Source organism: Streptomyces sp. NBC_00224, assembly GCF_041435195.1.
Lineage (GTDB): Bacteria > Actinomycetota > Actinomycetes > Streptomycetales > Streptomycetaceae > Streptomyces.
In genome coordinates this window covers 1,346,481-1,369,925 of sequence record NZ_CP108106.1, presented here as the reverse complement: position 1 = coordinate 1,369,925, position 23,445 = coordinate 1,346,481, and the positions used below count along the sequence as shown (strand labels likewise).

General features: G+C 72.0%; 25 protein-coding genes. 6 read left to right on the top strand and 19 right to left on the bottom strand.

The annotated features are described in order from the left end of the window. Positions 1-97 precede the first annotated feature (97 nt). Genes OG965_RS06060 through OG965_RS06000 form a run of 13 tightly spaced genes read right to left on the bottom strand, consistent with a single transcriptional unit; the run spans position 98 to position 9,434 of the window. Positions 98-1,105, bottom strand: a complete 1,008-nt coding sequence (locus OG965_RS06060; protein ID WP_371649901.1) for a cation diffusion facilitator family transporter — start codon at positions 1,103-1,105, stop codon at positions 98-100. Further along, a complete protein-coding gene (locus tag OG965_RS06055; RefSeq protein WP_371649899.1) occupies positions 1,071-1,388 on the bottom strand; it encodes a gas vesicle protein K in 318 nt (105 codons plus the stop codon). The genes OG965_RS06060 and OG965_RS06055 overlap by 35 nt, the downstream gene beginning before the upstream one ends. Further along, entirely contained in the window at positions 1,385-1,651 is a 267-nt protein-coding gene (locus OG965_RS06050) for a gas vesicle protein (RefSeq protein WP_371649897.1), read from the bottom strand. The genes OG965_RS06055 and OG965_RS06050 overlap by 4 nt, the downstream gene beginning before the upstream one ends. After that, complete coding sequence (locus OG965_RS06045) at positions 1,629-2,429, bottom strand: GvpL/GvpF family gas vesicle protein (protein WP_371649895.1); 801 nt, start codon at positions 2,427-2,429, stop codon at positions 1,629-1,631. The genes OG965_RS06050 and OG965_RS06045 overlap by 23 nt, the downstream gene beginning before the upstream one ends. Beyond that, positions 2,422-2,775 (bottom strand): gas vesicle protein, encoded by a 354-nt coding sequence (locus OG965_RS06040; RefSeq protein ID WP_371649893.1) that lies wholly within the window; start codon positions 2,773-2,775, stop codon positions 2,422-2,424. Before OG965_RS06040 ends, OG965_RS06045 begins: the two co-directional genes overlap by 8 nt. Beyond that, positions 2,775-3,866 (bottom strand): SRPBCC family protein, encoded by a 1,092-nt coding sequence (locus OG965_RS06035; RefSeq protein WP_371649891.1) that lies wholly within the window; start codon positions 3,864-3,866, stop codon positions 2,775-2,777. Before OG965_RS06035 ends, OG965_RS06040 begins: the two co-directional genes overlap by 1 nt. Further along, the gene (locus OG965_RS06030; protein ID WP_371649889.1) at positions 3,859-4,425 is read right to left on the bottom strand and encodes a DNA primase; all 567 of its coding nucleotides are present in this window, start codon (positions 4,423-4,425) and stop codon (positions 3,859-3,861) included. The genes OG965_RS06035 and OG965_RS06030 overlap by 8 nt, the downstream gene beginning before the upstream one ends. Then, positions 4,422-4,658 carry a gas vesicle protein GvpG gene (locus OG965_RS06025; RefSeq protein ID WP_371649887.1) on the bottom strand — a complete coding sequence of 79 codons (237 nt, stop codon included), beginning with the start codon at positions 4,656-4,658 and terminating at the stop codon, positions 4,422-4,424. Before OG965_RS06025 ends, OG965_RS06030 begins: the two co-directional genes overlap by 4 nt. A gap of 25 nt (positions 4,659-4,683) precedes the next feature. Continuing rightward, positions 4,684-5,400 carry a GvpL/GvpF family gas vesicle protein gene (locus OG965_RS06020; RefSeq protein ID WP_371649886.1) on the bottom strand — a complete coding sequence of 239 codons (717 nt, stop codon included), beginning with the start codon at positions 5,398-5,400 and terminating at the stop codon, positions 4,684-4,686. Next, positions 5,397-5,816, bottom strand: a complete 420-nt coding sequence (locus tag OG965_RS06015; RefSeq protein WP_371649884.1) for a gas vesicle structural protein GvpA — start codon at positions 5,814-5,816, stop codon at positions 5,397-5,399. The genes OG965_RS06020 and OG965_RS06015 overlap by 4 nt, the downstream gene beginning before the upstream one ends. A gap of 47 nt (positions 5,817-5,863) precedes the next feature. Beyond that, positions 5,864-6,178 carry a gas vesicle protein gene (locus OG965_RS06010; RefSeq protein WP_371649882.1) on the bottom strand — a complete coding sequence of 105 codons (315 nt, stop codon included), beginning with the start codon at positions 6,176-6,178 and terminating at the stop codon, positions 5,864-5,866. Positions 6,179-6,237: 59 nt separating this feature from the next. Beyond that, positions 6,238-8,100 carry a transketolase gene (locus OG965_RS06005; protein WP_371649880.1) on the bottom strand — a complete coding sequence of 621 codons (1,863 nt, stop codon included), beginning with the start codon at positions 8,098-8,100 and terminating at the stop codon, positions 6,238-6,240. A gap of 2 nt (positions 8,101-8,102) precedes the next feature. Then, positions 8,103-9,434, bottom strand: a complete 1,332-nt coding sequence (locus OG965_RS06000) for an NAD(P)/FAD-dependent oxidoreductase (protein WP_371649879.1) — start codon at positions 9,432-9,434, stop codon at positions 8,103-8,105. A gap of 174 nt (positions 9,435-9,608) precedes the next feature. Between OG965_RS06000 and OG965_RS05995 the strand changes: the two genes are divergently transcribed. Both OG965_RS05995 and OG965_RS05990 read left to right on the top strand, forming a co-directional pair. After that, positions 9,609-10,193: a TetR/AcrR family transcriptional regulator gene (locus OG965_RS05995; protein WP_371649877.1), complete on the top strand. Its 585-nt coding sequence runs from the start codon at positions 9,609-9,611 to the stop codon at positions 10,191-10,193. Positions 10,194-10,298: 105 nt separating this feature from the next. After that, positions 10,299-11,474, top strand: a complete 1,176-nt coding sequence (locus tag OG965_RS05990; protein ID WP_371649875.1) for an agmatine/peptidylarginine deiminase — start codon at positions 10,299-10,301, stop codon at positions 11,472-11,474. Positions 11,475-11,553: 79 nt separating this feature from the next. Here OG965_RS05990 and OG965_RS05985 read toward each other — a convergent pair whose 3' ends face one another. Together OG965_RS05985 and OG965_RS05980 are read right to left on the bottom strand one after the other, a co-directional pair. Next, on the bottom strand, positions 11,554-12,327 hold the full coding sequence (locus OG965_RS05985) for a maleylpyruvate isomerase family mycothiol-dependent enzyme (RefSeq protein ID WP_371649873.1): 774 nt from the start codon (positions 12,325-12,327) through the stop codon (positions 11,554-11,556). Between the two features lie 104 nt (positions 12,328-12,431). After that, positions 12,432-13,082 (bottom strand): hypothetical protein, encoded by a 651-nt coding sequence (locus tag OG965_RS05980; RefSeq protein WP_371649871.1) that lies wholly within the window; start codon positions 13,080-13,082, stop codon positions 12,432-12,434. Positions 13,083-13,271: 189 nt separating this feature from the next. On the opposite strand from OG965_RS05980, the gene OG965_RS05975 reads away from it, so the two are divergent. After that, entirely contained in the window at positions 13,272-14,138 is an 867-nt protein-coding gene (locus tag OG965_RS05975; protein ID WP_371649869.1) for an LLM class flavin-dependent oxidoreductase, read from the top strand. Between the two features lie 15 nt (positions 14,139-14,153). On the opposite strand, the gene OG965_RS05970 is transcribed toward OG965_RS05975, so the two are convergent. Further along, the gene (locus OG965_RS05970) at positions 14,154-15,059 is read right to left on the bottom strand and encodes an MBL fold metallo-hydrolase (RefSeq protein ID WP_371649867.1); all 906 of its coding nucleotides are present in this window, start codon (positions 15,057-15,059) and stop codon (positions 14,154-14,156) included. A gap of 100 nt (positions 15,060-15,159) precedes the next feature. On the opposite strand from OG965_RS05970, the gene OG965_RS05965 reads away from it, so the two are divergent. Next, positions 15,160-16,113, top strand: a complete 954-nt coding sequence (locus OG965_RS05965) for a cupin domain-containing protein (RefSeq protein WP_371649865.1) — start codon at positions 15,160-15,162, stop codon at positions 16,111-16,113. Positions 16,114-16,141: 28 nt separating this feature from the next. Here the strand turns inward: OG965_RS05965 and OG965_RS05960 are convergent, their stop codons facing one another. Continuing rightward, positions 16,142-18,448 (bottom strand): family 20 glycosylhydrolase, encoded by a 2,307-nt coding sequence (locus tag OG965_RS05960; RefSeq protein ID WP_371649863.1) that lies wholly within the window; start codon positions 18,446-18,448, stop codon positions 16,142-16,144. Positions 18,449-18,702: 254 nt separating this feature from the next. Between OG965_RS05960 and OG965_RS05955 the strand changes: the two genes are divergently transcribed. Continuing rightward, entirely contained in the window at positions 18,703-20,925 is a 2,223-nt protein-coding gene (locus OG965_RS05955; protein WP_371649861.1) for an RICIN domain-containing protein, read from the top strand. 28 nt (positions 20,926-20,953) lie between these two features. Here the strand turns inward: OG965_RS05955 and OG965_RS05950 are convergent, their stop codons facing one another. Next, positions 20,954-21,574: a TetR/AcrR family transcriptional regulator C-terminal ligand-binding domain-containing protein gene (locus OG965_RS05950; protein WP_371649859.1), complete on the bottom strand. Its 621-nt coding sequence runs from the start codon at positions 21,572-21,574 to the stop codon at positions 20,954-20,956. A gap of 127 nt (positions 21,575-21,701) precedes the next feature. Between OG965_RS05950 and OG965_RS05945 the strand changes: the two genes are divergently transcribed. Further along, positions 21,702-22,760 (top strand): aldo/keto reductase, encoded by a 1,059-nt coding sequence (locus tag OG965_RS05945; RefSeq protein WP_371649857.1) that lies wholly within the window; start codon positions 21,702-21,704, stop codon positions 22,758-22,760. A gap of 14 nt (positions 22,761-22,774) precedes the next feature. Here the strand turns inward: OG965_RS05945 and OG965_RS05940 are convergent, their stop codons facing one another. Beyond that, on the bottom strand, positions 22,775-23,362 hold the full coding sequence (locus OG965_RS05940) for a nucleosidase (protein WP_371649855.1): 588 nt from the start codon (positions 23,360-23,362) through the stop codon (positions 22,775-22,777). Between the last annotated feature and the right edge of the window lie 83 nt (positions 23,363-23,445).

The window sequence follows — 23,445 nt, the reverse complement described above, 5'->3', positions numbered from 1 at the left end:
CCTCCATAAAAACGGGTTCCCCTGCCGGGCCGTGTCATGCTCGGCGAATTCCGGACAGGAGTCATGCGCCGACAATTCCGGGTAGGAGAGTTCCCCTTCACGGTGTACGGCCCGGCCGCCGCCCGGGCTTACGGGCATCGGCCGTCGCCGCGTCCGTGACGTCCAGGAACACCTGGTCGGCGCCGGGCCAGATGTTGGCCACCGACTCCTTGACGCGCTCGCAGACCAGCTCGACCTCCTCGCTCTCCAGCCCCGGCGCCAGGTCGATACGGGCCGCGACCAGCGCGGAGTCGGTGCCGAGCCGCATGGTGAGCAGGGCCTCCACACTGTCGATCTCCGGCTGCGCGTCCAGCAGCGCCCGGATGCGGTCGCGCATTTCGGGGTCGACCGCCTCCCCGATGAGCTGGTCGCGGGCGTCCTTGCCGAGCCGGTAGGCCACGTATCCGAGGAGTACGCCGATGGCCAGCGAGGCCGAGCCCTCCCACACCGGCTGACCGGTCGCCATGTGCAGGGCCATCCCGGCGATCGCGAGGGCGACGCCGAGCACGGCCGTCCCGTCCTCCGCGACCACTGTGCGCAGCGCGGGATCGCGCCCGATGCCGCCGCCCGGCTGTCCGCGCACCTGGTGCAGCGCCCGCAGCAGGGACCCGCCCTCGGCGAGGAAGGCGACCCCGAGGACGACGAGCCCGGCGACGTACCCGGAGTGCGACTCTTCCGCGCCCGAGCGCAGCGCCTCGATGCCCTGGAAGACGGAGAAGCAGCCGCCCATCACGAAGATGCCCACCGCCGCGAGCAGGGACCAGAAGAAGCGTTCCTTGCCGTAGCCGAAGGGGTGGCGGCGGTCCGGCGGGCGGCGGCTGCGGCGCAGCGCGGCCAGCAGGAAGACCTCGTTGAAGCTGTCCGCGACGGAGTGGGCCGCTTCGGAGAGCAGCGCCGGCGAACCGGCGAAGACCCCGCCGACCGCCTTCGCCACGGCGATGAGCAGATTCGCGCCGAGCGCGACCAGGACGGTGAGCCGGGTGCCCGCGTCCTTGCCGCCGCTCTTCTCCGGTGCCCGTCGGTGTTCCCGCTCACTGCCCGCGCTCCTCGTGGGGGCCGCCGCCAAAGGGCTCGGTGGGCAGCAGCGGGCCGAGCGGGCCGAGGTCGATGTTGAGGTCTTCCGGGCGCAGCCCGAACTTCGACCGCAGCTCGCCCATCCGGTCCTCCAGGAGCATCAGGGTGAGCCCGATCCGCTCCTCCTGCTCGTCCGTGAGCTCGCCGGTCTCGACGCGGCGCAGGGCCTGGCGTTCCATCAGCTGACGGAGAAGCTCCACCACGGTCAGGACCAGCCGGGCGAGATCGCGCTCCACCGTGTCGGCGTCGAGCTCCACGCGCCGTCGCCCGCTCATGCGCCCTCCCCGAGGCGGCCGTACGGGCCTGCCGACAGCGCGGCCCCGTCGCTCTCGTACGCGCTCTCGAACGGCGAGGGGACCTCCGCACTCACCGAGCTGACCAGCGCGTTGAGGTCGACCCGGACCAGGTCCACGTCCGCGATGCGCAGGGTGAGGTCGCCGGCGAGGACCACACCTCCCGCGAGGAGCCGGTCGAGCAGATCGACGAGGGCGATCCGCCGCTCGCCGTGCGCGCCGTCAGCGGATGTCGTCCGAGTCACCGGCTCCTCCTCCGCCCGCGTCCACGGCGCCCGCGAAGGAGTACGGCGCCCACGGCCCGGTCACCTCGACCCGCACCCCCGCGACCCGCGACCTGTGCCGCTCTACGAGGGCGACGAACTCCGCGCTGCGCTCACGCGGCACCAGATAGGCGGCGTTGAGCACGTTCTCGCCCGGCTGCCCGGAGACCCGCGCGCTCTGCGGCCGGTGCAGCCGCTCCGCCTCGGCGTGCCCGGACAGTTCCTGGTGCAGACCGCGGGAGAGGGCGCCCGCCCGGCGCCAGGTGTCCTCACGGGCCTGGCGCTGCCCCAGCCTGCGGCGCAGATAGTCCCGCCCGCTCGCGGGCTTCGCCTCCGGCGCGGTCACGGGCTCGGAGCCGCCGGCCTCTGCGTACACCTTGACGCCCCATTCGACCCGTCCGTCCAGCCGCTCCAGGGCCCGTACGAAGCCGGCGCGCCCGGAGTCGAGCAGCCGGCGCACCCCGCTCGTGTCCCGGCACACCGTGGCGAGCCGCAGCGGAATCGCGCAGGTCACCGAGGACAGCGCGGCCACCACCGCCTGGTGGGCGCGGGCGGTGGCGGCGAGCCAGTCCAGGTCCTCCAGGTGGGCGCGGAGCGGGACGGCGTCGAAGTCCCCGGCGGGCACCGGGCTCGCCGCCGCGCACAGACCGTCGTGGACGATCAGCCGCGGCGGCTCGCCGTCCAGGCCGCGCACTCCCTCGGGCAGCACCCCGTCGAAAGGCCGCACCACCGCGTAGACGTACCACAGCGCCTCATTCATCACGTACCACCTCCGCGTGCGCGTCCCGGGAATCGTCGTGACGGCTCTCCAGTTCGGCGATGCGGGCCTGCAACTGCTCGTTCTCCCGGGCGAGTTCACGGCGGCGGGCGGCGCCGGAAAGTGCCGGGTCGTCCTCCCACCAGTCGATGCCCATTTCCTTCGCCTTGTCCAGGGAGGCGACGATGAGGCGGAGCTTGATGGTGAGAAGTTCGATGTCGAGGAGATTGATGCGAATGTCCCCGGCGATGACGATTCCCTTGTCGAGGACGCGTTCGAGAATGTCGGCGAGATTCGCACTGCCGCCGTCCGACGCATACGGATCGGAGAGCCGTCCCGGGGTCGTCATCAGCGCCTCCGCGAGCCGGACTTGACGTGCCGACGGCGCCCGGATTCCACGGGCTCGGGTTCTTCGGCCGCGTCCTCTTCGGCCCCTTCCCATTCGTCGCCGTATTCCACGGCGTCGCTTTCCTCGGAGTCCTCGGGAACGTCCTCGTCCCCTTCCGGCTCCTCCTCGTACTCGCCCTCCAACGGCTCCTCGTCCTCAGGGTCGTAGGTGCCCTGGGAAGCCTTCTCGTCGTCGTACACGTCTTCGTCGCGCGTCTTCTCCTCGTGTGCCAGCGCGTCCTCGTGGCTCAGGACGACCTCGCCGTCGCGGATCTCGCCGCGCCAGCCGTCCGGGGCCTCGCCGCGCAGGGCGATGTGCCGGGCGAAGTTCTTCAGGTCGAGCCGGGCCCTGCGGCCCTGGGCGCGCCAGATGTTGCCGGTCCGCTCGAACAGGCCCTTCGGGTAGTACTCGACCACCAGCAGCACCCGGGTGAGGGAGTCGCCCAGCGGGTGGAAGGTCACCACGCCCTTGGCGGTGCCCTTGGTGCCCTCCGAGGTCCACGCGATGCGCGCGTCGGGGACCTGCTCGGTGGTGTGCGCCTTCCAGCTGCGGCTCGACCAGAAGACCTTCAGCTTCCAGTCGGAGCTCGTGTCGTCGGCGCTGCTCGCGCTGCGGACGCCCTTGGTGAAGTGGGAGAACTCCTGGTACTGGGTCCACTGGTCGTACGCGTCACGGACCGGCACACCGACGTCCACCGACTCCATGATGACCGTCGGCTTGCGGCCGCCGCCGCCCTTTCCCCGCTTGCCGCCCAGGTTCTTGAGCGTGTCGGTGACGTTCTCCTTGAGGTGGCCGGCGCCCAGTTCCAGGGCGGTACGGACCGGTCCCTTGCCCTCGGTGAGCTTGCGGCCGCCCTTCAGCGCCAGCGCGGAGAACCCGGGGCTGCGCCCCTCGGCGATGTCGTTCAACTTCACCGTGGACTGGCCGAGTTTGCGCCCGATGCCGGTCAGTGCCCGCTCCAGCTGGGCGAGCGCGAGGGCCTGGAGCTCGGACTTGAGGCGGTCCGTGACCGCACTGTCGACCAGGCCCGTCGCCTGTTTCGCCTCAGTCACTGGACCGGCCCCCCTTCGCCTCGGCGCGCTCCGAGGAGCGGGACCTGGCGCCCGGCGGCCGGCGCGCCGCGGTCTTCTTCGCGGCGGCGGCACGGCGTACCGGCTCGGACTTCTCCGCCGACTCCGCCTTCTTCGCGGGCGCGGACCGCTTCGCCCGGTCGGCCGCCCGGCCGGTCGCCTTCCTGGCCGGGGCGGTGGCCTTCTTGGCCGCCTCGGCCCCGCTCTCCGGGTCCGGCACCACCCCGGCGATACGGTCCCGCACATCGAGGGTGCGGTCGTGCAGCCGGTCCGCGATCCCTTCGAGCTGCCGGTTGACCAGGGCGCCGGTCGCCGCCTTGCCCACCCCGCGCAGGTCCTCGCGCAACTGGTCGCCGATCTCCTTGAACTGGGGGTTGCTCTCCAACTGCCCGGCCGCGAACTCCGCGAGCGCCCCGGGGCTCAGCTTGAGCCGCTTGCCGAGCACCATGGTGCCGATGCCGAACGCGAGCTTGGCCTTCTTGGTGCGGCCGAGCACATAGCCCGCGCCTACCGCGAGCCCTATTGCCAACCGGTTGTTCATCGTGAGGAATTCCTGTTCTCCAGCCGGTCGAGGAGCTCGTCCTCGCGGCGGTCGAACTCGGCCTCGTCGATCTCGCCCGCCATCAACTGCTCCTCCAGCAGGGCGAGTTCGTTGCGAATGGCCGAGGGGTCGTAGTACTGCTGCTCCGCCTGCGCGACCACCTGCTCCAGCACCCAGAAGGTGCCGCGCACGGGGGCCGCGGGAAGCAGCAGCAGTTCCTTGAGCAGGCCCACGCGGAGCCTCCCGTCGTCGCGTGCGTCAGTCCGTGAAGCTGTACGGGGGCAGCGGGCCGTGCACCTGGACGATGAGGTACGGCGCCTCCTTGCGCAGCGCCTCCACGGACGCCACGAACTCGTCGGCGCGTTCGCGTGCCACCAGGTACGAGAGGTTGGCCAGCCAGCCGGTGGACTGCGGCCCGGGCCGCTCGTCCTCGGCGGCGTGTTCCAGGGCCCGCTGGATCAGCACCGCGTCCCGCGCCTCACGCTGCTGGACCGCGGCGGCGATCCGCTCGCCGAGCTGCAGCTTCTGCTCGTAGGTGCCGCCGCCCGCCCGGCGGTTGGTGTCGCTCATGGCACGCAACTCCGGGCTGTCCGCGAGCACTTGGTGCAGCACGGCCTCCTCGTCGTGGGCGGCCTTGATGTTGTACTCGACCCTGCCCTCAAGAGCTTCGAGGCGCTCCAGATACCGCTCGCCGTGCTCGGCGAGCGCGGCCTTCACGGCCTCGTCGTCGGGCGAGACGCCGCCGAAGCGCATCGGCAGCACCGCGCCGCCCGCGCCCGCCTCGGCGAGCACGCTCTGATGGGCCAGCAGGTCGCGCCGCTTGGGCCGAAGGTCGTCGGGCGCGTCGCTGACCAGGGCCACCAGCTCGCCCTGGGCGACGGTCCGCACCGGGCGCGGCGGATCGCCGACGCCGCCCATCTCCTCGGGCAGGTGCGCGTGGGTGCGGTGCGCGATCCCGTAGACGTACGTGGTCATTCCTGCTCCTCCTTGCGGCGCGCGGCGGTACGCCGGGTGCGGGGACGCTGTTCGGGTTCGGGTTCCTCGCGGGCCTGCTGGAAGGCGTCGGAGATGGTCTGGGCGGCGCCCGAGAGCGCGCCCTTGGACTTGCCGCGCGCACCGGACTCGGTGATCTCCCCGACCAGGTCGGGCAGTCCGGGACTCTTGCGCGGACCCGCCTCCAGGTCGAGCCGGTTGCACGCCTCCGCGAAGCGCAGATAGGTGTCGACGCTCGCGACGACCACCCGTACGTCGATCTTGAGGATCTCGATGCCGACGAGGGAGACGCGCACGAACGCGTCGATCACGAGCCCCCGGTCGAGCACCAGCTCCAGGACGTCGTAGAGACCACTGGTCCCGCCGCTGCCGCCTTGTTGTGCCGGGACAACCGTCATGGTGTCCGGCCCTCCTTGTCCTGTGAAGTCGTCTGTGAAGTCGTCGCTCAGGGGTTGCAGTCGGCCCGTCCCCGCTCGTACCTGCGCAGCCGCCGGTAGCCGGTCAGCTTGCCGTGCCGGTCCAGCTCCACCTCGTACGAGGCGAGCAGGCTCATGGTGTCCGGGACCCGGGCGAGTTCGAGGACCTCGATGCGCAGGACCCAGCCGTTCTCGGCGCTTTCGAAGGACGAGACCGACTCCGCCGTCATACCGGTGAGTTCGGCGAGCTGGGCCCGTGCGCCGTGCAGCACGTCCATCGCGCCGGGCAGCTCCTCCTGGGACTTGCTCTTGTTGCCGGACGGGTTCTCTGATGTGTTCGCCATGTCACCTCGCAGCTGAGGCCTTCCGGGTAGCCCCGCGCAGGCGGGGCAAACCCGCTCGATCAGCCGGTGACGACCTGCTCGTACAGCACCCGGACCGTCGCCGTGATGGACGCCGCGTCGATCCCGGCGTCGGCCAGTTGCTCCTCGGGGGTCGCGGATCCGGGCATGTTCTCGACGGCGAGCCTGACGAGGCGGGGCATCGGGCGGCCGTCGGCGAAGCACTCGGCGACCGCGTCGCCGATGCCGCCCTGCGCGCGGTGGTCCTCGACGGTGACCAGACACCCCGTCAGCGCCGCCGCCTCCTGGAGCACCCGCTCGTCGACCGGCTTGACCGAGTACAGGTCGATGACCCGCACCGGGATGCCGCCCTCTTCCAGCGCGTCCGCCGCGACCAGCGCCTCGTGGACGGTGACGCCCGCCGCGATCAGGGTCACCTTGTCGTGCGGCGAGGACCGCAGCACCTTGGCGCCGCCGACCGGGAACTCCTCGTCGGGCCCGTAGAGGACCGGGGTGGCGCCCCGGGTGGTGCGCAGATAGCGGATGCCCTCGCCGTCCGCCAGCTGCGCGACGAGCTTCGCCGTCTGGTTGGCGTCGCAGGGGTAGAGCACCGTACTGCCGTGCACCGCCCGGAACATCGCCAGGTCCTCCAGGCCCATCTGCGAAGGCCCGTCCTGCCCGATGGCGACCCCGGCGTGCGAGCCCGCCACGATGAGCGAGGCACGGCTGATCGCGGCCATCCGTACGAAGTCGTGGGCGCGGGTCAGGAACGCGGCGAAGGTGGCGGCGTACGGTGTCCAGCCCCGGGCCGCGAGCCCCACGGCGGCCGCCGCCATCTGCTGCTCCGCGATGTAGCACTCGAAGTAGCGCTCGGGGTGCTCCTTCGCGAACAGCTCGGCCTTCGTCGAGTCGCCCACCTCGCCGTCGAGCACCACGACGTCGCCGCGCGCCGTGCCGAGCGCGGCGAGCGCCTGCCCGTACGCCGTGCGGGTGGCGACCTTCTCGCCCGCCTCGTAGCGGGGCAGCTCAAGAGGGCCGGACGATACGGGCCGGGGCGCTCGGGCGGCGGGTGGTGTGGTGACGTCGACGCGGATGAAGCGGGGGCCGCCGAGCTCGACGATGGCGGCCTCGGCGTCCGGCAGCGGCTTGCCGTGCAGGCCCTCGCGGTCCTCGACGGAGGCGACGCCCTTGCCCTTCACCGTGCCCGCGAGGATCGCGGTGGGCCGGCGCGGTGTGGCCGCCGCCTCCCGGTACGCCGCGTCGATCGCTTCGACGTCATGGCCGTCGACCTCGACGGTGTGCCAGCCGAACGCGCGGAACCTGCGCGCGTACGCGGCCAGGTCGCGCTGATGGCGGGTCGGGCCGCGCTGGCCCAGCCGGTTGACGTCGACGATCAGCGTCAGATTGTCCAGGTGCTGGTCCCCGGCGTGCTCGGCCGCCTCCCACACCGAGCCCTCCGCCAGCTCGCTGTCGCCGCACAGCACCCAGACGCGGTACGGAAGGTGGTCGAGGTGTTTGCCCGCCAGGGCCATGCCCACCCCGACCGGCAGCCCCTGGCCGAGCGAGCCGGTGGCCACGTCCACCCACGGCAGCCGTGGCGTCGGATGCCCCTCCAGGCGGCTGCCCTGCCTCCGGAAGGTGAGCAGCTCCTCGTCGCCGACGACCCCGGCCGCGCGGTACATGGCGTACAGCAGCGGCGAGGCGTGTCCCTTGGAGAGGATCAGCCGGTCGTTGGCGGGGTACTCGGGCCGTTCGAAGTCGTACCGCAGGTGCCCGGCCAGGAGCACGGCGGCCAGGTCGGCCGCGGACATCGACGAGGTGGGGTGGCCGGACCCGGCGGCATCGGCGGCGCGAACCGCGTCGACCCTCAACTGCTGTCCCAGTACGGCCAGTTCGGTGCGGTCGGCGGTGCGGGTGCTTTTCATGGTCAGTCCTTTCGGGTCGTGGGTGCGGGGCCGCCCGGGATGCGGGCCTGCTCCGGGGTCGCCGTGTCCAGCGGCACCGACCAGGACCGCACGAGGCCCAGCTGGACGCCCTGGCGGGGGAGTACGGCGTCGAGCAGCCAGTCGGCCGCCACACGCACCCGGTTGCCGGGCATGGCGGCGAGGTGGTAGCCGCGGGTGACGGCGCCGGCGAGGATGCCCGAGAGCGGTACACCGAGCGGGTTGGCCGCGGCCTGCACCCCGCCGAGGTCCACGACGAACCCCAAGTCGTTGTGTTTGTAAGGCTGTTGGGTGCCGAAGCCGAGCGAGGCGGCGACGTTGAGCGCGGCCGTCTTTCCCTGCCGGGAGGCGTGCTGCGCGGTCATCGGGGTGAACTCGCCCGGCCGGGTGAGGTCGGGTACGGCCGCCGCGTCGCCGCAGGCGAACACCTCGGGGCGGCCCGGCACGCTCAGCTGCGGCTCCACCAGCAGCCGTCCGCGCTCCACGGACAGACCGAGCTCCGAGACCAGCGGATCCGGCCGCACCCCCACGCACCAGATGAGGGTGCGGGTCGGGACGAACTCGCCGTCGTCCAGGCGCACTCCGTCGTCGGTGGCCTCCTTCACCGACGTGCCCGTGCGTACGTCGACACCCCGGCGCCGCAGCACCCGGTCGGCCGTGGCGGACAGCCTGCGGTCGAGTTCGGGCAGCAGCCGGTCGGCGATGTCGAGCAGGATCCAGCGCGCCGGTTCGCGCCGGTCGAGGGCGTCGGTGAAGAGCTTTCCGTGTGCGGCCACCTCGGTGCCGGTGTAGCCGCCGCCGACCACCACGAAGGTGCGCCGCGCGGCCCGCTCCTCGGGAGTGTCGGTGCCCTGCGCGGCCAGTTCCATCTGCCGGGTGACGTGGTCGCGCAGATACAGCGCCTCGGGCATCCCGCGAAAGCCGTGTGCGTGCTCGGTGACCCCCGGCACCGGAAGCAGTTTGTTGACGCTGCCGACGGCAAGCACCAGCCGGTCGTACGCCAGCTCGCCCGGCACCCCCTCCGGCCCCGTGTAGTGCACCGTCGAGGCGTCCAGATCGACGCTTCCGGCCTCACCGAGGACGAGCCGCACCCCGGGCAGCGTCCCGGTCAGGGAGACGGTGACCCGGCGCGGCTCCAGGATCCCGGCGGAGACCTGGGGGAGCAGCGGGAGATAGAGGAAGTAGTCCATGGGGTTGAGCAGGGTGATCCGGGCGCGGCCGCGCATACGGCGGGAGAGGGTGCGGGCGGCCTGGTATCCGGCGAACCCGGCCCCGACGACGACGATGCGGGGACGGTCCGGAGCATGGGTGGTCACGTTCGGCTCCCGGTGGCTGGGGGCAGGCGGACAGGGTTCCCGCGTGCCCTCGGCGGGCGGGGCCAAACACGGGGCGGGGCGCGTCGGCGGGTGGCGGACGGCTGCGTCGGACGGCCGTGTCGGACGCCGGTGGGTGTGACCGTCCGCGCGCGATCACGCGGATAGGCTGTCCGGGTGTCCACGCGCCAGCAGCTCATCCTCGAAACCGCCACCCGCCTCATCGCCCGGCGCGGAGTGCGCGGTCTGCGGGTCGAGGAACTGGCGGCGGAGGCGTCGGTGTCGACCGGGCTCATCTACTACCACTTCGGTGACCGCGCGGGCCTCATGCGCCGGACGCTCGAATTCATCAACGAGCGCGCCGAGCGCTATACCGAGCCGTCCGCCAGCCGCCGTACCGACCCCCGGCGCCACCTGGAGGAGATGCTGCTCCTCGAATTGCAGGACGACCCGATGGTGGTGGAGAACAGCACCGCGTGGGGGGAGTTCCGGGCGAGCGCCAGGTTCGATCCCGACCTGCGCGAGCAACTGCGCGAGTCCACGGCCCGCTGGGTCGAGTACGCGGCCGACCTCATCCAGCGGGCCCAGCAGGCGGGCACGGCACGGGACGAGGTGGTCGCCCCCGACGCGGCCGAGCGGATCACCGCGCTGGTGGAGGGCCTGAGTGAGCGCTGGCTCACGGGCACGCTGACGTTGAAGCGCGCGCGGGGCCTGCTGCGGGACGCGCTGGTGCTGGAGCTGGGGCCCGCGGCGCGGAAGTAGCCCCGCTCCTGTCGGCAAAACATCCGCTTTCGGTAAAGAACATCCACCGGGCGCGCCCGTCCCTCAATTCTTGACTGAATTTTCAGTCAGTGAGACAGTGCGGACATGGCACAGCCCTCGAAAGCCCCCTTCACCCGTCGCGTCGCACTGCGGACCCTGGCGGCGACCGGCGCGGTCGCCCTCGGCGGCGCGGCGTGTTCCCCGGAGGACGCGATGTCGCAGACCGCCTCGTCCAAGTCGCCCTCCGGTCGGGCATCGAGCCCGGCCGGGAGCCGCCGCCTGGGCGCCGAGTGGGAGAGCCATGCGCGTACGTACATGTGCTGGCCCGCCTCGACAGGCGTCTGGGGCCGCCAGCTCGCCGCGGTCCGTAAGGACATCGCGGCCCTCGCGCGCGCTGTCGGCGCCTACGAGCCCGTGGTCCTGCTGGCCCGTCCGGGGCAGGCGGAGGCGGCGCGGCAGGCCTGCGGGAAGGACGTCGAGGTCGTACCGATCCCGGTGGACGACCTGTGGGCCAGGGACACGGTCCCGGTGTTCGTGGAGGACGGCGGGAAGGTGCGCGGCGTCGACCTCAACTTCAGCGGCTGGGGCGGCAAACAGCGGCACGCCGACGACGCCGGGGTCGCCCGCGCGGTGCTCGCGAAGTACGGCATCGCGCGCGAGCGGACCTGGCTCGTGGCCGAGGGCGGCTCGTTCGAGACCGACGGCGCGGGCACCCTGATGGTCACCGAGAGCTCGGTGGTCAACGACAACCGCAACCGGGGCAAGTCCCGGCAGCAGATCGAGGACGAGCTGAAGCGCGTGTTCGGCGTGGCGAAGGTGATCTGGTTCGACGGTGTGCGCGGTGAGGACATCACCGACGCCCACGTCGACTCGCTGGCCCGTTTCGTCGCGCCCGGAGTCGTCCTCCTGGACCGGGCGTTCCCGGGCGAGCCCGCGGACTCCTGGTCACGCTCGGCCGACCAGGCCAGACGGGTCCTCAAGGGCTCCACGGACGCCCGCGGCAAGAAGATCGAGGTCATCGACCTGCCGCAGCCCGACCCCGACCGCATCACCGGCACCGACCCCGAGATGCTCACCTCGTACGTCAACTTCTACGTCGCCAACGGGGCCGTGTTCCTGCCGGAGTTCGGTGACACCAAGGCCGACGACCGCGCCAAGGGGATCCTGCGCGACCACTTCCCCGGCCGCGAGGTCGTCGCCGTGAAGATCGACGCCATCGCCTCGGGCGGGGGCGGCATCCACTGCTCGACCCACGACCAGCCGGGCAAGCCCGCGGAGTGAGGCGCGGCCGCCCGTTCCGGTGAGGGGGCGGCCCGCCGGGAACCCCTGCCCCTCTTGGCGGGCGGGTGCCCGACCTCGCTCAGAACTCGGAGTTGGCGAACCAGCGCTCCAGCAGCTCCGCGTCCCCGCTCGTCTCCACCGTCCCGGCCGAGCGGTCGAGGCGGCCGTAGACGAGCAGCAGGAGGTCGGCGGCGGTTCCCCGGACGGTGGCGTCGGGGGCCGTGCCGTTCACGTCCTGGACGAGGCCGAAGCCGTCGGGGCGCAGCTGTACGAGCCATTCGCCGTCCGTGTCCGTGCACGTGAAGCGCAGGTGCTGGGCGGAGCCGGCGCCGCGCAGATTCGCGACCTTGGGTGCGAAGAACGTGGCGAAGGGGAGGTTGACCAGGAACTCGTCGACGCCGTCCCGGGCGAGCGCGCGGTCGATCTCGGAGTCCAGCCCCAGCGCGCGCTCCGCGTCGACGCGGTGCACCAGGGTCTCGAACAGCATCCGGCGCACCCAGAAGCGGGCGTGGCCGTCCGCGCCCCAGACCCACATCGACGCGTCGAGGTCGGTGCCCGCGAACGCCTCCGCCGCCTCGCCCGCGCCCGCCGCCAGCCAGTCGGCGTAGCCGTCCTCCCGCTCCGGCAGCCGCAGGTCCACGTCGCGGCTCTTGGGTCGCTCCTGGACGCGACCGCGCAGCAGCGCCGTGAACATGCGCTGCGCGCCGCCGGTGTGCTTGATCAGGTCGACGAGGGTCCAGCCCGGGCAGGTGGGCACGGCGAGGGTCAGGTCGGCGCCCTTGACCAGGCCCGCGAACCGGGCGCTCTCCGCGGCGACGGCCGTGCGGTGGTCGAGCGGTTCGGCAGTGTTCATGGTGTCGCGCCTCCTGGCATACCGGTTCTACTTCACCGGCAGCGTGTCACAGCCGCCCCGGCCCGGTGCGGGCGGGCAGGAGGCTCGCGCGTGAGGTGCGCGCGCTACTTCACGGCGGCGCTGGCCAGCACCGCGTCGACCATCCGGCTGTCGGTCGGCTCGGGCGACTCGGTGACGCCGAGCAGGAAGGCCAAGCGGTCGCCGCTCCGCGTGACGATGGTCAGGCGCAGCCGGCCCGCCCTGCCGGTGTCGTCGTGCACGCTCAGCGCCACCGTGTACGCGGGTCGGCCGCTCACCGTCGTGGCCCTGGACTCCTCCACCGTCGACTTGCCGTCCGGGTAGAAGAACTCCGCGTTGGACCGGGCCGCCGTCTCCGTCCGCTGCTTCAGGGCCGACTCGTCGATACCCCTGCCCCGCCCGGCGAGTACGGCGGCGCCGCCCTGGCCGTCGGGCCCCTTGGTGGTGATCGAGGAAGTGAAGGCCTGGATCAGGTCCTTGCCGTCGTTGCTCTTCCAGCCCTCGGGCACGGCGTACGAGAGCCCGGCCGAGGCGTCCGTCACGCGCGGCCGCCCGGCCAGCGGGGAACTGTCCTCGTCCCGGGTCAGCCACCACACCGCCGCCCCCGCGACGAGCACCAGGACCAGCGCGCCGACGATGACACCGACGATCCGGGCGCGCCGGGTGCGCGGCCGTCCGGGCTGGACCGGAGGCATCGGCTGAAGGGGCTGCGGGCTGACGGAGGGCGGTGTTGTCATGGCCCCAGCTTCCGGGGCGAGGTCGGCGCGGACCTGAGCGGTCGTACTCAGTCCGGTGCTCACAGGTACTCACCCGTGCTCAGGCCACTCACCCGTACCCGGACCGCTCACCCGTACCCGGATCCCTGGGGCACACCAGTTCCATCCGTCCCGTTTCGGCCTGCCGCGACCAGGGGAAGTAACCCCGCCATGACCACACTTGGCGCCGTGTTCCGCCCGCAGAACGCTCCCGAACGCCTCCGCTCCGTCGCCCTCGCCGCCGACTCCGCCGGTCTCGAACAGCTCTGGCTCTGGGAGGACTGCTTCCTGGAGAGCGGTATCGCCAGTGCGGCGGCGGCGCTGGCGTGGACCGAGCGGCTGCACGTGGGCGTCGGGCTGCTGCCGGTGCCGCTGCGCAATGTGGCGCTGACCGCGATGGAGAGCGCGACGCTGCACCGGCTCTTCCCCGGCCGCGTCACCCTGGCCGTGGGGCACGGGGTGCAGGACTGGATGGAGCAGGTCGGGGCGCGGGCCGAGTCGCCGCTGACCCTGCTGCGGGAGCATCTCGGTGCGCTGCGCGGGCTGTTGGGCGGGGAGAGCGTCACCGTCGCCGGACGCCATGTGCGGCTCGACGGGGTGGCCCTTGACTATCCGCCGCACGGGCCCGCCCCGGTGCTGTCCGGCGCGACCGGCCCGCGCACCCTGCGCCTGTCCGGCGAGGCGTCCGACGGCAGTGTCCTGGTGGCGGGCACCGGCCCGGACGGGGTGCGCCGCGCCCGTACGCTCGTCGACGAAGGCCGGGCCGCGGCCGCCCGCACCGACCACCACCCCCTGGTCGTCTATCTGCTCGCCGCCACCGGGCCGGACGCCGCGGAGCGAGTGCGCGCGGAGCTCGCGGCGAAGAAGGGCGGGGACGGCTTCGCCGTGGCCGGGGACGCCGCTGCCGTCGCGGAGGCGGTGCGGCGGCTCGCCGAGGCCGGGGCGGACAGTGTGATCCTCGAACCCACCGCCGACGAGCCGGACACCGAGGCGTTCGTCCGGTTCACCGCCGAGGAGGTCCGCCCGCTGGTGCCCTGACCGCCCGCCCGTTCCTCACCCGATGGTCGAGGGCGCGAGGGCGAACCCCGAGCCCTCGCGCCGGACCTCGACGACACCGGACCCGGCGAAGTGTGCCGGGACGACCAACTCCCGCTCGGTGGCGGCCCGTTCGAGGATGCGGCGGCGGCTGGCGGCCGCCTGCTCCGCGTCGAGGCAGAAGCCGCTGTTGCAGGACGGGTCGAGGATCTGCACCGGGCTGTGCAGCAGGTCCCCCACGAAGACCGCCCGGTCGGTCCCGGACGCGAGCCGCAGGACGGACGAGCCGGGGGTGTGGCCGGGGGCGGACTCCAGGGTGAGGTGTTCGTCGATGCGGTACGAGCCGTCCCACAGCACGGACTGCCCGGACCGGTGGACCGGCGCCACGCTGTCCTCGTAGAGCAGCCGGTCGTCCCGGCGGACGCCGTTCGCGTACGAGTTGTCCGGTCCGTAGTGGAAGTCGTCGGCGGCCGGGAGGAGATAGCGGGCGTTGGGGAACGTGGGCACCCACTCCCCGTCGACATCCCTGGTGTTCCAGCCGACGTGGTCGCTGTGGATGTGCGTGTTGACGACGACGTCGACGTCCTCGGGGCGCACACCGGCCCGCGCCAGAGCGCCGAGGAAGTCGCCCTGCCAGTGGTGGAAGCGCGGCGAGTCGGGCCGCTCGCGCCCGTTGCCCACCCCGGTGTCGACCAGAACGGTCCGTCCGCCGCTGCGCAGCACCCACGTCTGGAGCGCGAGCACCGCCGTGTCGCTCTCCGGCTCCCAGTGGTCGGGCGCCAGCCAGTCCTCGTTGTCCTTCCACACCTCGGCCCCGGCCTCCGGGACGAGGCCGCGGGCGGGCACGAACGGCCCCTGCCACTCGACGACCCGGGTTACCTCGACGTCCCCCAGCGTGATGCTCTGCTCGCTCTCCAAGTTCATGTCTCGACCGTACGGCGCAGGAGATGAGCTTCTCAATGCCCGTTCAGCTCATCCAGATACGCGTACGTCTCATCGTCGGCCCGGGAGATACGCTGCCGGGGTGGATGTGGTGAGTGATGCGATCTCGGCCGTACGGGTAGGGCGGCCCTCCTCCAACCGGGTGCGGGCGAGCGGGAGCTGGTGCACACGCCTCGCCCCCTACGACGGAGCCGGTTTCCACATCGTCCTTGAGGGCTCCTGCTGGCTGCTGCCCGACGGCGGCGCCCCGGTCGCGCTCGGCGTGGGCGACGCGGTGCTGCTGCCGCACGGCGCGGGGCACGTGCTCGCGGACTCCGCCGTCGACGCGGAGGCCGTGGCACGGGCGGTGCCGTTCGACGACTGGTCCGGTGACGGGTATCCGCCCTCGGGGCCCATGCCTGCCGTTTCCGCCGACACGCAGGCGCGACTCCACGTGCTCTGCGGGAAGTACCGGCTCGACCACAGCCGTGTCCACCCGCTCATGGCGGAGCTGCCGCAGGTCGTCCATCTGCCGCACCGTGTGGGCCGCCACCCCGAACTCCGCGCCGCCATCGACCTGTTGGGCGGCGAGCTCGGCAGCCCGCGCCCCGGCGCGGGCATCGCGGTCCCCAGCCTGCTCGACCTCCTGCTCGTCTATATGATCCGGGCCTGGATGAACGAGAGCACGGCCGGAGCGTGGTCGGCCGCGTTGGGCGACCCGGTGGTGGCGACCGCCCTGCGCGCGCTGCACGCGGACCCGGCCGCCCCGTGGAGCAACGACCGGCTGGCCACCGAGGCCGGTGTCTCCCGCCCCACCCTGGCCCGCCGGTTCACCGCGCTGGTGGGCCGCCCGCCGATGGCGTACCTCACCTGGTGGCGGCTGACCCGCGCGGCGACCCTGCTCCGCGACACGACCGACCCGCTGGCCGCCATCGCCGCCCGGATCGGCTACGGCACCCCGTACGCCTTCTCCCACGCCTTCAACAGGGAGTTCGGCACCACACCCGGCCGCTACCGCGAAGGCCATCAAGGCGATCGCGCCCGCGGACCGGCATAGCCGGGGCCCCGGCTCCTGGAGACACGGCTCAGGTGACCTGCCACTGCTGGTACGCGGAGCCGTTGGCCGCCTGTTGGGTGACCAGGGCGCCGTCGGTGGCGGAAGCGGTGGTCAGCAGGAGCACGCTGTTCTTGTTGGCGACCGTGTAGCGGCCTCCGCCGAGGCCGGTGAGCTGCCAGCGCTGGCTGTCACGGCCGGCGCAGGTCGCCTGGACTACGGCGGCGCCCGCGGTGGTGGCGCTCCCGGCCACGTCCGCGCAGAGCTTGGAGGAGCCGTTCACCATCGTGTAGCTGCCGTCGCCGTTGAGGGTCAGCTGCCACTGCTGGTTGGGCCCGCCGTGCGGGGTCCAGGTGATCAGCTGGGTGCCGGACGTGCCGGAGCTCGCCGGGTCGTCGAGCGCCTTGCCGCCCGCGGTGAGGGTGCGGGTTCCGCTCAACTGGCCGCCGTACACCTCGAATTCGTACAGTGAGTATCCGTACGAGGTGCCGCGCTGGGTGGCGTACAGGCGGATGTGGCGCCCGGAGCCGGACAGCCCGGTGAGGTCCTGCACACCGCCGGTGCCGCTGGTGGTGGAGTAGAGGGTGCGCCAGGTCGTGGCGTCGTCGGAGAGCTGGATCTGGAAGGCCTTGCCGTACGCGGCCTCCCAGCGGAGCACCACGCGGTTGACGTTCTGGGTGGAGCCGAGGTCGACCTGGAGCCACTGCGGGTCGGTGTACGCGCTGGACCAGCGGGTGGCGGGGTCGCCGTCGGTGGCCGAGGCGGGCGGGAAGTTCGCGGTCTCGTTGCTGGAGGCGGTGGTGGGGCGGTTGCGGGCGAGGTTGCCCGGCTGGGCCAGACCGGGCCAGGCGGGGTTGTGGCCGACGGCCGCGACGATCGGGGTGAACGAGGCGTAACTGCTCGTCGGCTTCGGGGACCCCCAGGTCTGCTGGGCCAGGCCGCGCAGCGGGTACATGATGCCGCCCGCGATCTGGTCCTCGGTCTCGGCGTTGGGGTTGTCGCACCACACGTGGATCAGCGAGCCCGGGTTCCTGGCCGGGTCGGTGAGGGTGTTGCCGCCCTGGAAGAGGTCCGGGGTCCACGTCTCGTACATCCACTTGGTGTCGGGTTTGGCGCCCCCGAGGACGTAATAGGTGGGAGTCCAGGACTCGTTGGCCACGGTGTGTCCGGCCGCCGCCAGCTGCTGCGGGGTGAGGCCGTAGTTGTACCAGTACTCGACGAGGATGTCCGCGTTCGGGGTGACGGTGCCGTCGCCGGACTTGATGCCGTCGTTCCACATCCGGGTGGTCTTCCCGCCCGCCCGCACCAGCGCGTCGGCCCAGTTGACGTACCCGTAGTAGGTGTCCTTGGCGGTGGCGTTCGCGCCGTAGTGGGCGCGGGCGTAGCTGAGCAGCTGGGGGTAGCTGTTGTAGTCGGTGACGTACTCGTCCGCGCCGATGTGCCAGTAGCGGGCGGGGAAGAGCGGCAGGTACTCGTTGATCAGATCCTTGATCAGGGTGTACGAACCGGGCAGCGAGAGGTCGATGAACTCGGCGCTGGCCGTGCCGGAGCTGTTCTTGAGCTTGAGTTCGGGGTGGGCGGCCAGGACCGCGTTCATGTGTCCGGGGGTGTCGATCTCCGGGACGATGGTGACGTGGTATTTCTGCCCGAGCGCCACCAGGTCGGCGATGTCCTGCTTGGTGTAGTGGTCGGCGGAGACGATCTCGGGGTGGGTGGAGCTCTCCAGGCGGAAGCCGAACGTGTCCGACAGGTGGAAGTGGAAGTAGTTGAGCTTGAGGTAGGCCAGCTCCTTGATGTGCTGCCGGACCCAGGCGACGGTGAAGAACTTACGGCCCTGGTCGATCATGAGGCCGCGCTCGGGCTTGGTGGGCCAGTCCACGGCCGTCCCGGCGGGCACTGAGACGGACTGGTGCAGCAGTTGGAGGAGCGTGCGGGTGCCGTAGAAGGCGCCGGTGTCGGTTCCGGCCCGGATGGTGACTGCCTGGTCGACGGTCATCCGGTAGCCCTCGGCGGGCAGTGCGGTGTCGCCGAGTGTGAGCCCGATGTCGCCGGCGGCGGGCGTCCCCGTGACGACGGCCACGGTCCGCCCGGTCTGCGCGGCGAGGTCGTCCGCCAACGTGGCTGCCTCGTCGGAGAGTTGGGCGGTGTAGGCGGGGTCGACGGTGATCCGGCTGGTGGCGGTGAAGGTGTACGTGCCGGAGCCGGCCGCCCACTGTCGCAGCGCCGGAACGGTCTGCGGGGGTGCGGCGGCCGCTCGTGCGGGCGCGGCGGCGACGCCGGGCAGGGCGAGTGCGGCCAGCGCGCAGACCGCGGCGATCAGGAATCTGAGCAGTCGCATGGCGTATCCCTGGTCATCAGAGGGGCAGGGGGCTTGCGAGGCAAGTGGCGCACCAGTGCAGCGCAGTGGCGCGCACATGTCAATAGATGCTCGAAACGTCGCCGTATCGAGCGCAATCGCGCAGAAGTGTCCGCGGGAACCGGCCGCGACGGTGAAGGAAAACCCAAGAGGCGATGACGAAAACACATGTACTCCGGCTGTCCGCGGCAGTGGGATCGGGGTCACCGCTCCTCGGAGAGAAAGGACGACGACCTGTGTCACGCCTGCGAAGAGCCCTCGCGGCAGCGGCCGCGGCCATCCCCCTGATTGTCGGCGTCGTACTGGCCCCGGAACCGGCGTCGGCGGCCGCGCCCGGCGCCACGTACACGGTCTCGATCGGTTCGGTGAGCTCGTACAAGTACCCGACCGACACCCCGGCCGCCTCCTACATCGACAAGGACGGCACGTTCTACTTCCAGCAGTCCGCCGCGCTGTACGGCGCGAGCGAGCCCCGGTACTGGGACTTCTACACCGGTACGGACTTCGACGACGCCACCCGGTCGAGTGCGATCAGCAACGCCGTGAACCCGGCCAACTCCAGTGACAGGAACAACGACACCACCTGGCGCTGCAACAACAGCCCCACCGGCGTGCGGGCGACGTCGGCGGGTTCGGGCTCGGGTTACTCCCAGAAGAACTTCTGCGACCTGGTCGGGGTGTGGGCCGACCCGGACACGGGGGACTGGTACGGCCTGGTGCACAACGAGTTCACCCCGCAACCCTTCGGCGACGGCCTGCACTACGACGCCATCGACTACGCGGTCTCCAAGAACCAGGGCAAGGTGTGGACCATCCTGGGCCACGCCATCACCTCGCCGTACGGCACCACCCGCAACGACTCGACGGCCTTCCCCAAACAGACGTACAACTACGGCGACGGCGACCAGCGGCTGTTCGTCGACCCGGCGTCGGGCTACTTCTACGTCTACTACGGCTCGCGGGTCGTCCCCAAGGGCGGTGTCGGCGGGAGCACGGGCGGACTGGCGCACGTCGCTCGGGCGCCGATCTCGTCGAAGATGGCGAGCGGCTCCTGGTCGAAGTGGTACGACGGCTCCTGGTCGCAGCCCGGTGTGGGCGGCCTGGAGAGCAACATGGTGCCGGCGACCGCGGCTGCCCCGACCGGCTACACGCCCGTGGCCGCCGACTACGACCCCGCCAACAGCGGAACCGTCGACCAGCAGGTCGCGGCGGGCGAACTCCCCGCCAAGTCGGACCTGTTCATCATGAACATCGCCTACGACGCCCACCTCGGCCTCTACATCGGCGAGCCCGAGGTCGTCTCGGGAACGGCGCCCCAGCGCTTCTACGTGACCGACGACCTGTCGACGCAGAAGTGGCGGCTGATCGGGGACTCGGGCAGCTATACCTCCGGGTCCTGGTACCGCTGGATGGTGGACGCCGCGAACCGGACGAACTCGACGATCGTCGGCAAGACCTTCCGGTCGTACTGCTCCATCGCGTGCGCCCGTTCCGACGGCGAGTACGCGGAGGTCACCGTGGGCTCGTCCGTGCCCGCCGCCCCGCCCGTCGACCCCGCGAAGGCCTACCTCATCGGCAGTGGATCCGGCCGGGTGCTCGCCCAGACCTCCGGCGGTTCGACGGTCACGTCGCTGGCCTCCGCCACCGGGGCGAACCTGGAAGCGTGGACCTTCACGGGCAACGGCGACGGCTCGTACCGGATCGCCAACGCGGCCACCGGGAACCTGCTGGGCGTCGACTCCGCGGCCAAGGCAGGCCGAGCCTGGGCGGCCACACCGTCCGCCACCGTGCCCGGATCGGGCGGCCCCACGGTCGGGCAGCAGTGGTTCGTCGTCCCGGACGTGTCGTCCGGCGGTGTGCGGAGCGGCGCGTACCGGCTGGTCAACCGCTACAGCGGACTGGTGCTCGGCATGTCGTCGGAGACCGCCCGCCTCGCCGAGACCACGCCGACCCGTACCTGGACCAACACGACGGGCAGCGGCGTCGGCGGCTCGCGCACCGCCGCCGAGCAGACGCTGACCCTGACCGCGACCGGCCCGGCCCCGGCGAGCCTGAACGGCCCGCACACCATCTCCGTGTCCGGCAAGGGGCTCGACGACCCCAACTGGTCCAAGGCGACCGGGGTCCGGCTGGTCACCTGGTCGCTCACCGGCGGGTCCAACCAGACCTGGAACTTCACCCAGCAGCCCGACGGCTCGTACACGCTCGTCAACGCCTACTCGAACCTGTGCGCCGACGACGAGGGCGGGCTCACCGCACCCGGCACGGCGGTGATCCAGTGGACGTGCACCGGCGGTGCGAACCAGCGCTGGAAGGTCACCGGACTCGCCTCGGGCGCCTACACGATCGCCAACGCGCACAGCGGACTGCTGCTGACGACGTCGTCGGGCTCCGACGGCGGCCTGGTGACGCAGCAGGCCGACGCCCATACGGCGCTGCAGCAGTGGACGATCACCTGACGGGTCCGCGACCGACCGGCCGCACACATCAGACCTGCGCGGTCGTGAACACCCCCGCGTGTGCGGCGGCGGCCGCGGCCTCGGCGGCGCGGTCCGCGGCCGCCTCGTCGAGCGGGGCGCCGGTCGTCAGGAGGCGGTAGTAGAGGGGGGCCGAGACCGCGCGGATCACTTCGCGGGTGTCGGTCCCCTCCGCCAACTCCCCGCGCTCTACGGCCTGTTGGACGCACACGGCCCATTCCTCGACGCGCGTCTCGTAGAAGCGGTGCAGGGCGGCGGCCGTCTGGCCGTCGCAGGTCGCGGCGGCGATCACCGCCTTGAAGAGGCCTCCCTGGCGGGCGTCGGCCAGGGTGCGCTGGACGAGCCGGGCGTTGGCGCGCAGATCGCCCAGGAGCGTCCCCGTCTCCGTGCGCGGCAGCGACTGCTCGGCCATGTCCGCGAGCAGGTCGGCGACGAGACCGGCCGGAGTGCCCCAGCGCCGGTAGACCGTGGTCTTGCCGACCTCGGCGCGGCGGGCCACATCGGCGAGGTCCAGCTGGGCGAGACCGCCCTCCGCGAGCGCGTCGCCGGCGGCGCCGAGCACCGCGGCCCGTACGCGAGCGGTCCGGCCGCCGGGTCGGAGGGTCCCTGGGTCTGCGTCTCCCGAAGTCATAACGGGACTCCTGTTCCATTAACGGGTGAGGGTCTGCTACGTTGTGGACACATCCTAACGGAACCGCAGAACCGTTAGTGGTTGCCGACCGGCGACCGCACCGGCTGCGTATGGAGAGGAACCTGTCATGGAATACAGGCGGCTGGGCGCGTCGGGGCTGATGGTTCCGGCACTGAGCTTCGGGGCCGGGACCTTCGGCGGGCGCGGAGAGCTCTTCAGTGCCTGGGGCGACACCGACGCGGAGCAGGCGCGCCGACTGGTGGACATCTGCCTGGAGGCCGGGGTCACCATGTTCGACACCGCCGACGTCTACTCCGCCGGCGCCTCGGAAGAGGTGCTCGGCGCGGCGATCAAGGGGCGGCGCGACGAGGTGATCCTCTCCACCAAGGCCGGACTGCCGATGGGGGACGGGCCGGGCGACGCGGGCACCTCCCGCTCGCGCCTCATCCGCAGCGTCGAGGACGCGCTGCGCCGCCTCGGCACGGACTACATCGACCTCTTCCAACTGCACGCCTTCGACGCGGGCACCCCGATCGAGGAGGTCATGTCCACGCTCGACGACCTCGTACGGGCCGGAAAGATCCGTTACACCGGCGTCTCCAACTTCTCCGGCTGGCAGCTGATGAAGTCCCAGGCCACGGCGGACCGGTACGGCTACCAGCGCTATGCGGCGCACCAGGTGTACTACTCCCTCGTGGGCCGTGACTACGAGTGGGAGCTGATGCCGCTCGCGGCCGACCAGGGCGTCGGCGCGGTGGTGTGGAGCCCGCTCGGCTGGGGCCGGCTCACCGGCAAGATCCGCCGCGGCCAGCCGCTGCCGGAGCAGAGCCGTCTGCACCGCACTGCGGACTACGGCCCGCCCGTCGAGGACGAGCTGCTCTACCGGGTCGTCGACACCCTCGACGAGCTGGCGGAGGAGACCGGCAGGACGATCCCGCAGATCGCCCTCAACTGGCTGCTGCGCCGCCCCACCGTGTCCTCCGTCATCATCGGCGCCCGCAACGAGGAGCAGCTCCGGCAGAACCTAGGCGCGCTCGGCTGGAGCCTGACGGCCGACCAGGTGGCGCGCCTCGACGCCGCGAGCACCCGGACCGCGCCCTACCCGTACTACCCGTACGAGCGCCAGGAGGGGTTCGCCCGGCTCAACCCGCCGATGGCCGGTCGCGGGGCCGCCTTGGAGGCATGAGGCCCCGCCGGGGATCAGGCGGTGTAATCCGGGATGTTCGCCTCGGCCCAGGCGGCGAGGACGCGGGCGCAGTCGGCCACCGACTCGCGCCAAGTCCTGGCCGCGCCCTCGCCCGCCTCGTCGCTGACGTGCTTGACGATGTCGACGGGGACCCCGGCCCGTTGCGCGACGGACGCGAGCGCGTAGCCCTCCATGTCGACGAGGTGGGCGCGCAGCGCCAGACGGGCGCGTGCTTCCTCGTCGGCTATGAACGAGTCGCCGGTCGCCAGCGTCGGCCCGCCCCGGTCGGACACATCGAGCGGCGGACCGTACATCTCGCCGGTCAGCGCCGCCAGTACGTCACTGTCCAGGTCGTGCTGGAGCACCGAGCCGATGACATGGGTGCCGGTCCACCCCGGGCGCAGCGCCCCGGCCGTCCCCAGGTTGACGATCCGGGAGGGGTGCGGCCCGCGCCCCAGGACGGTGGCCAGCGCGCCCGCCGCATTCACCTTGCCCATGCCGGTGAGGAGGACGGGCAGATCCGTGTCGAGGAACTGCGCCTCTTCCTTGACGGCCAGCACGAGCAGCGGGCGGTTGGTGGCGATGTGTCCTGAGAGCTCCATGGGGACCAGGGTATTTCCGCGCGCTCGGCGCCACGGCAGCGGGTCGCGTGCGGGGAGGTGTGCCGTGTGGAGGTGGCCGGTGT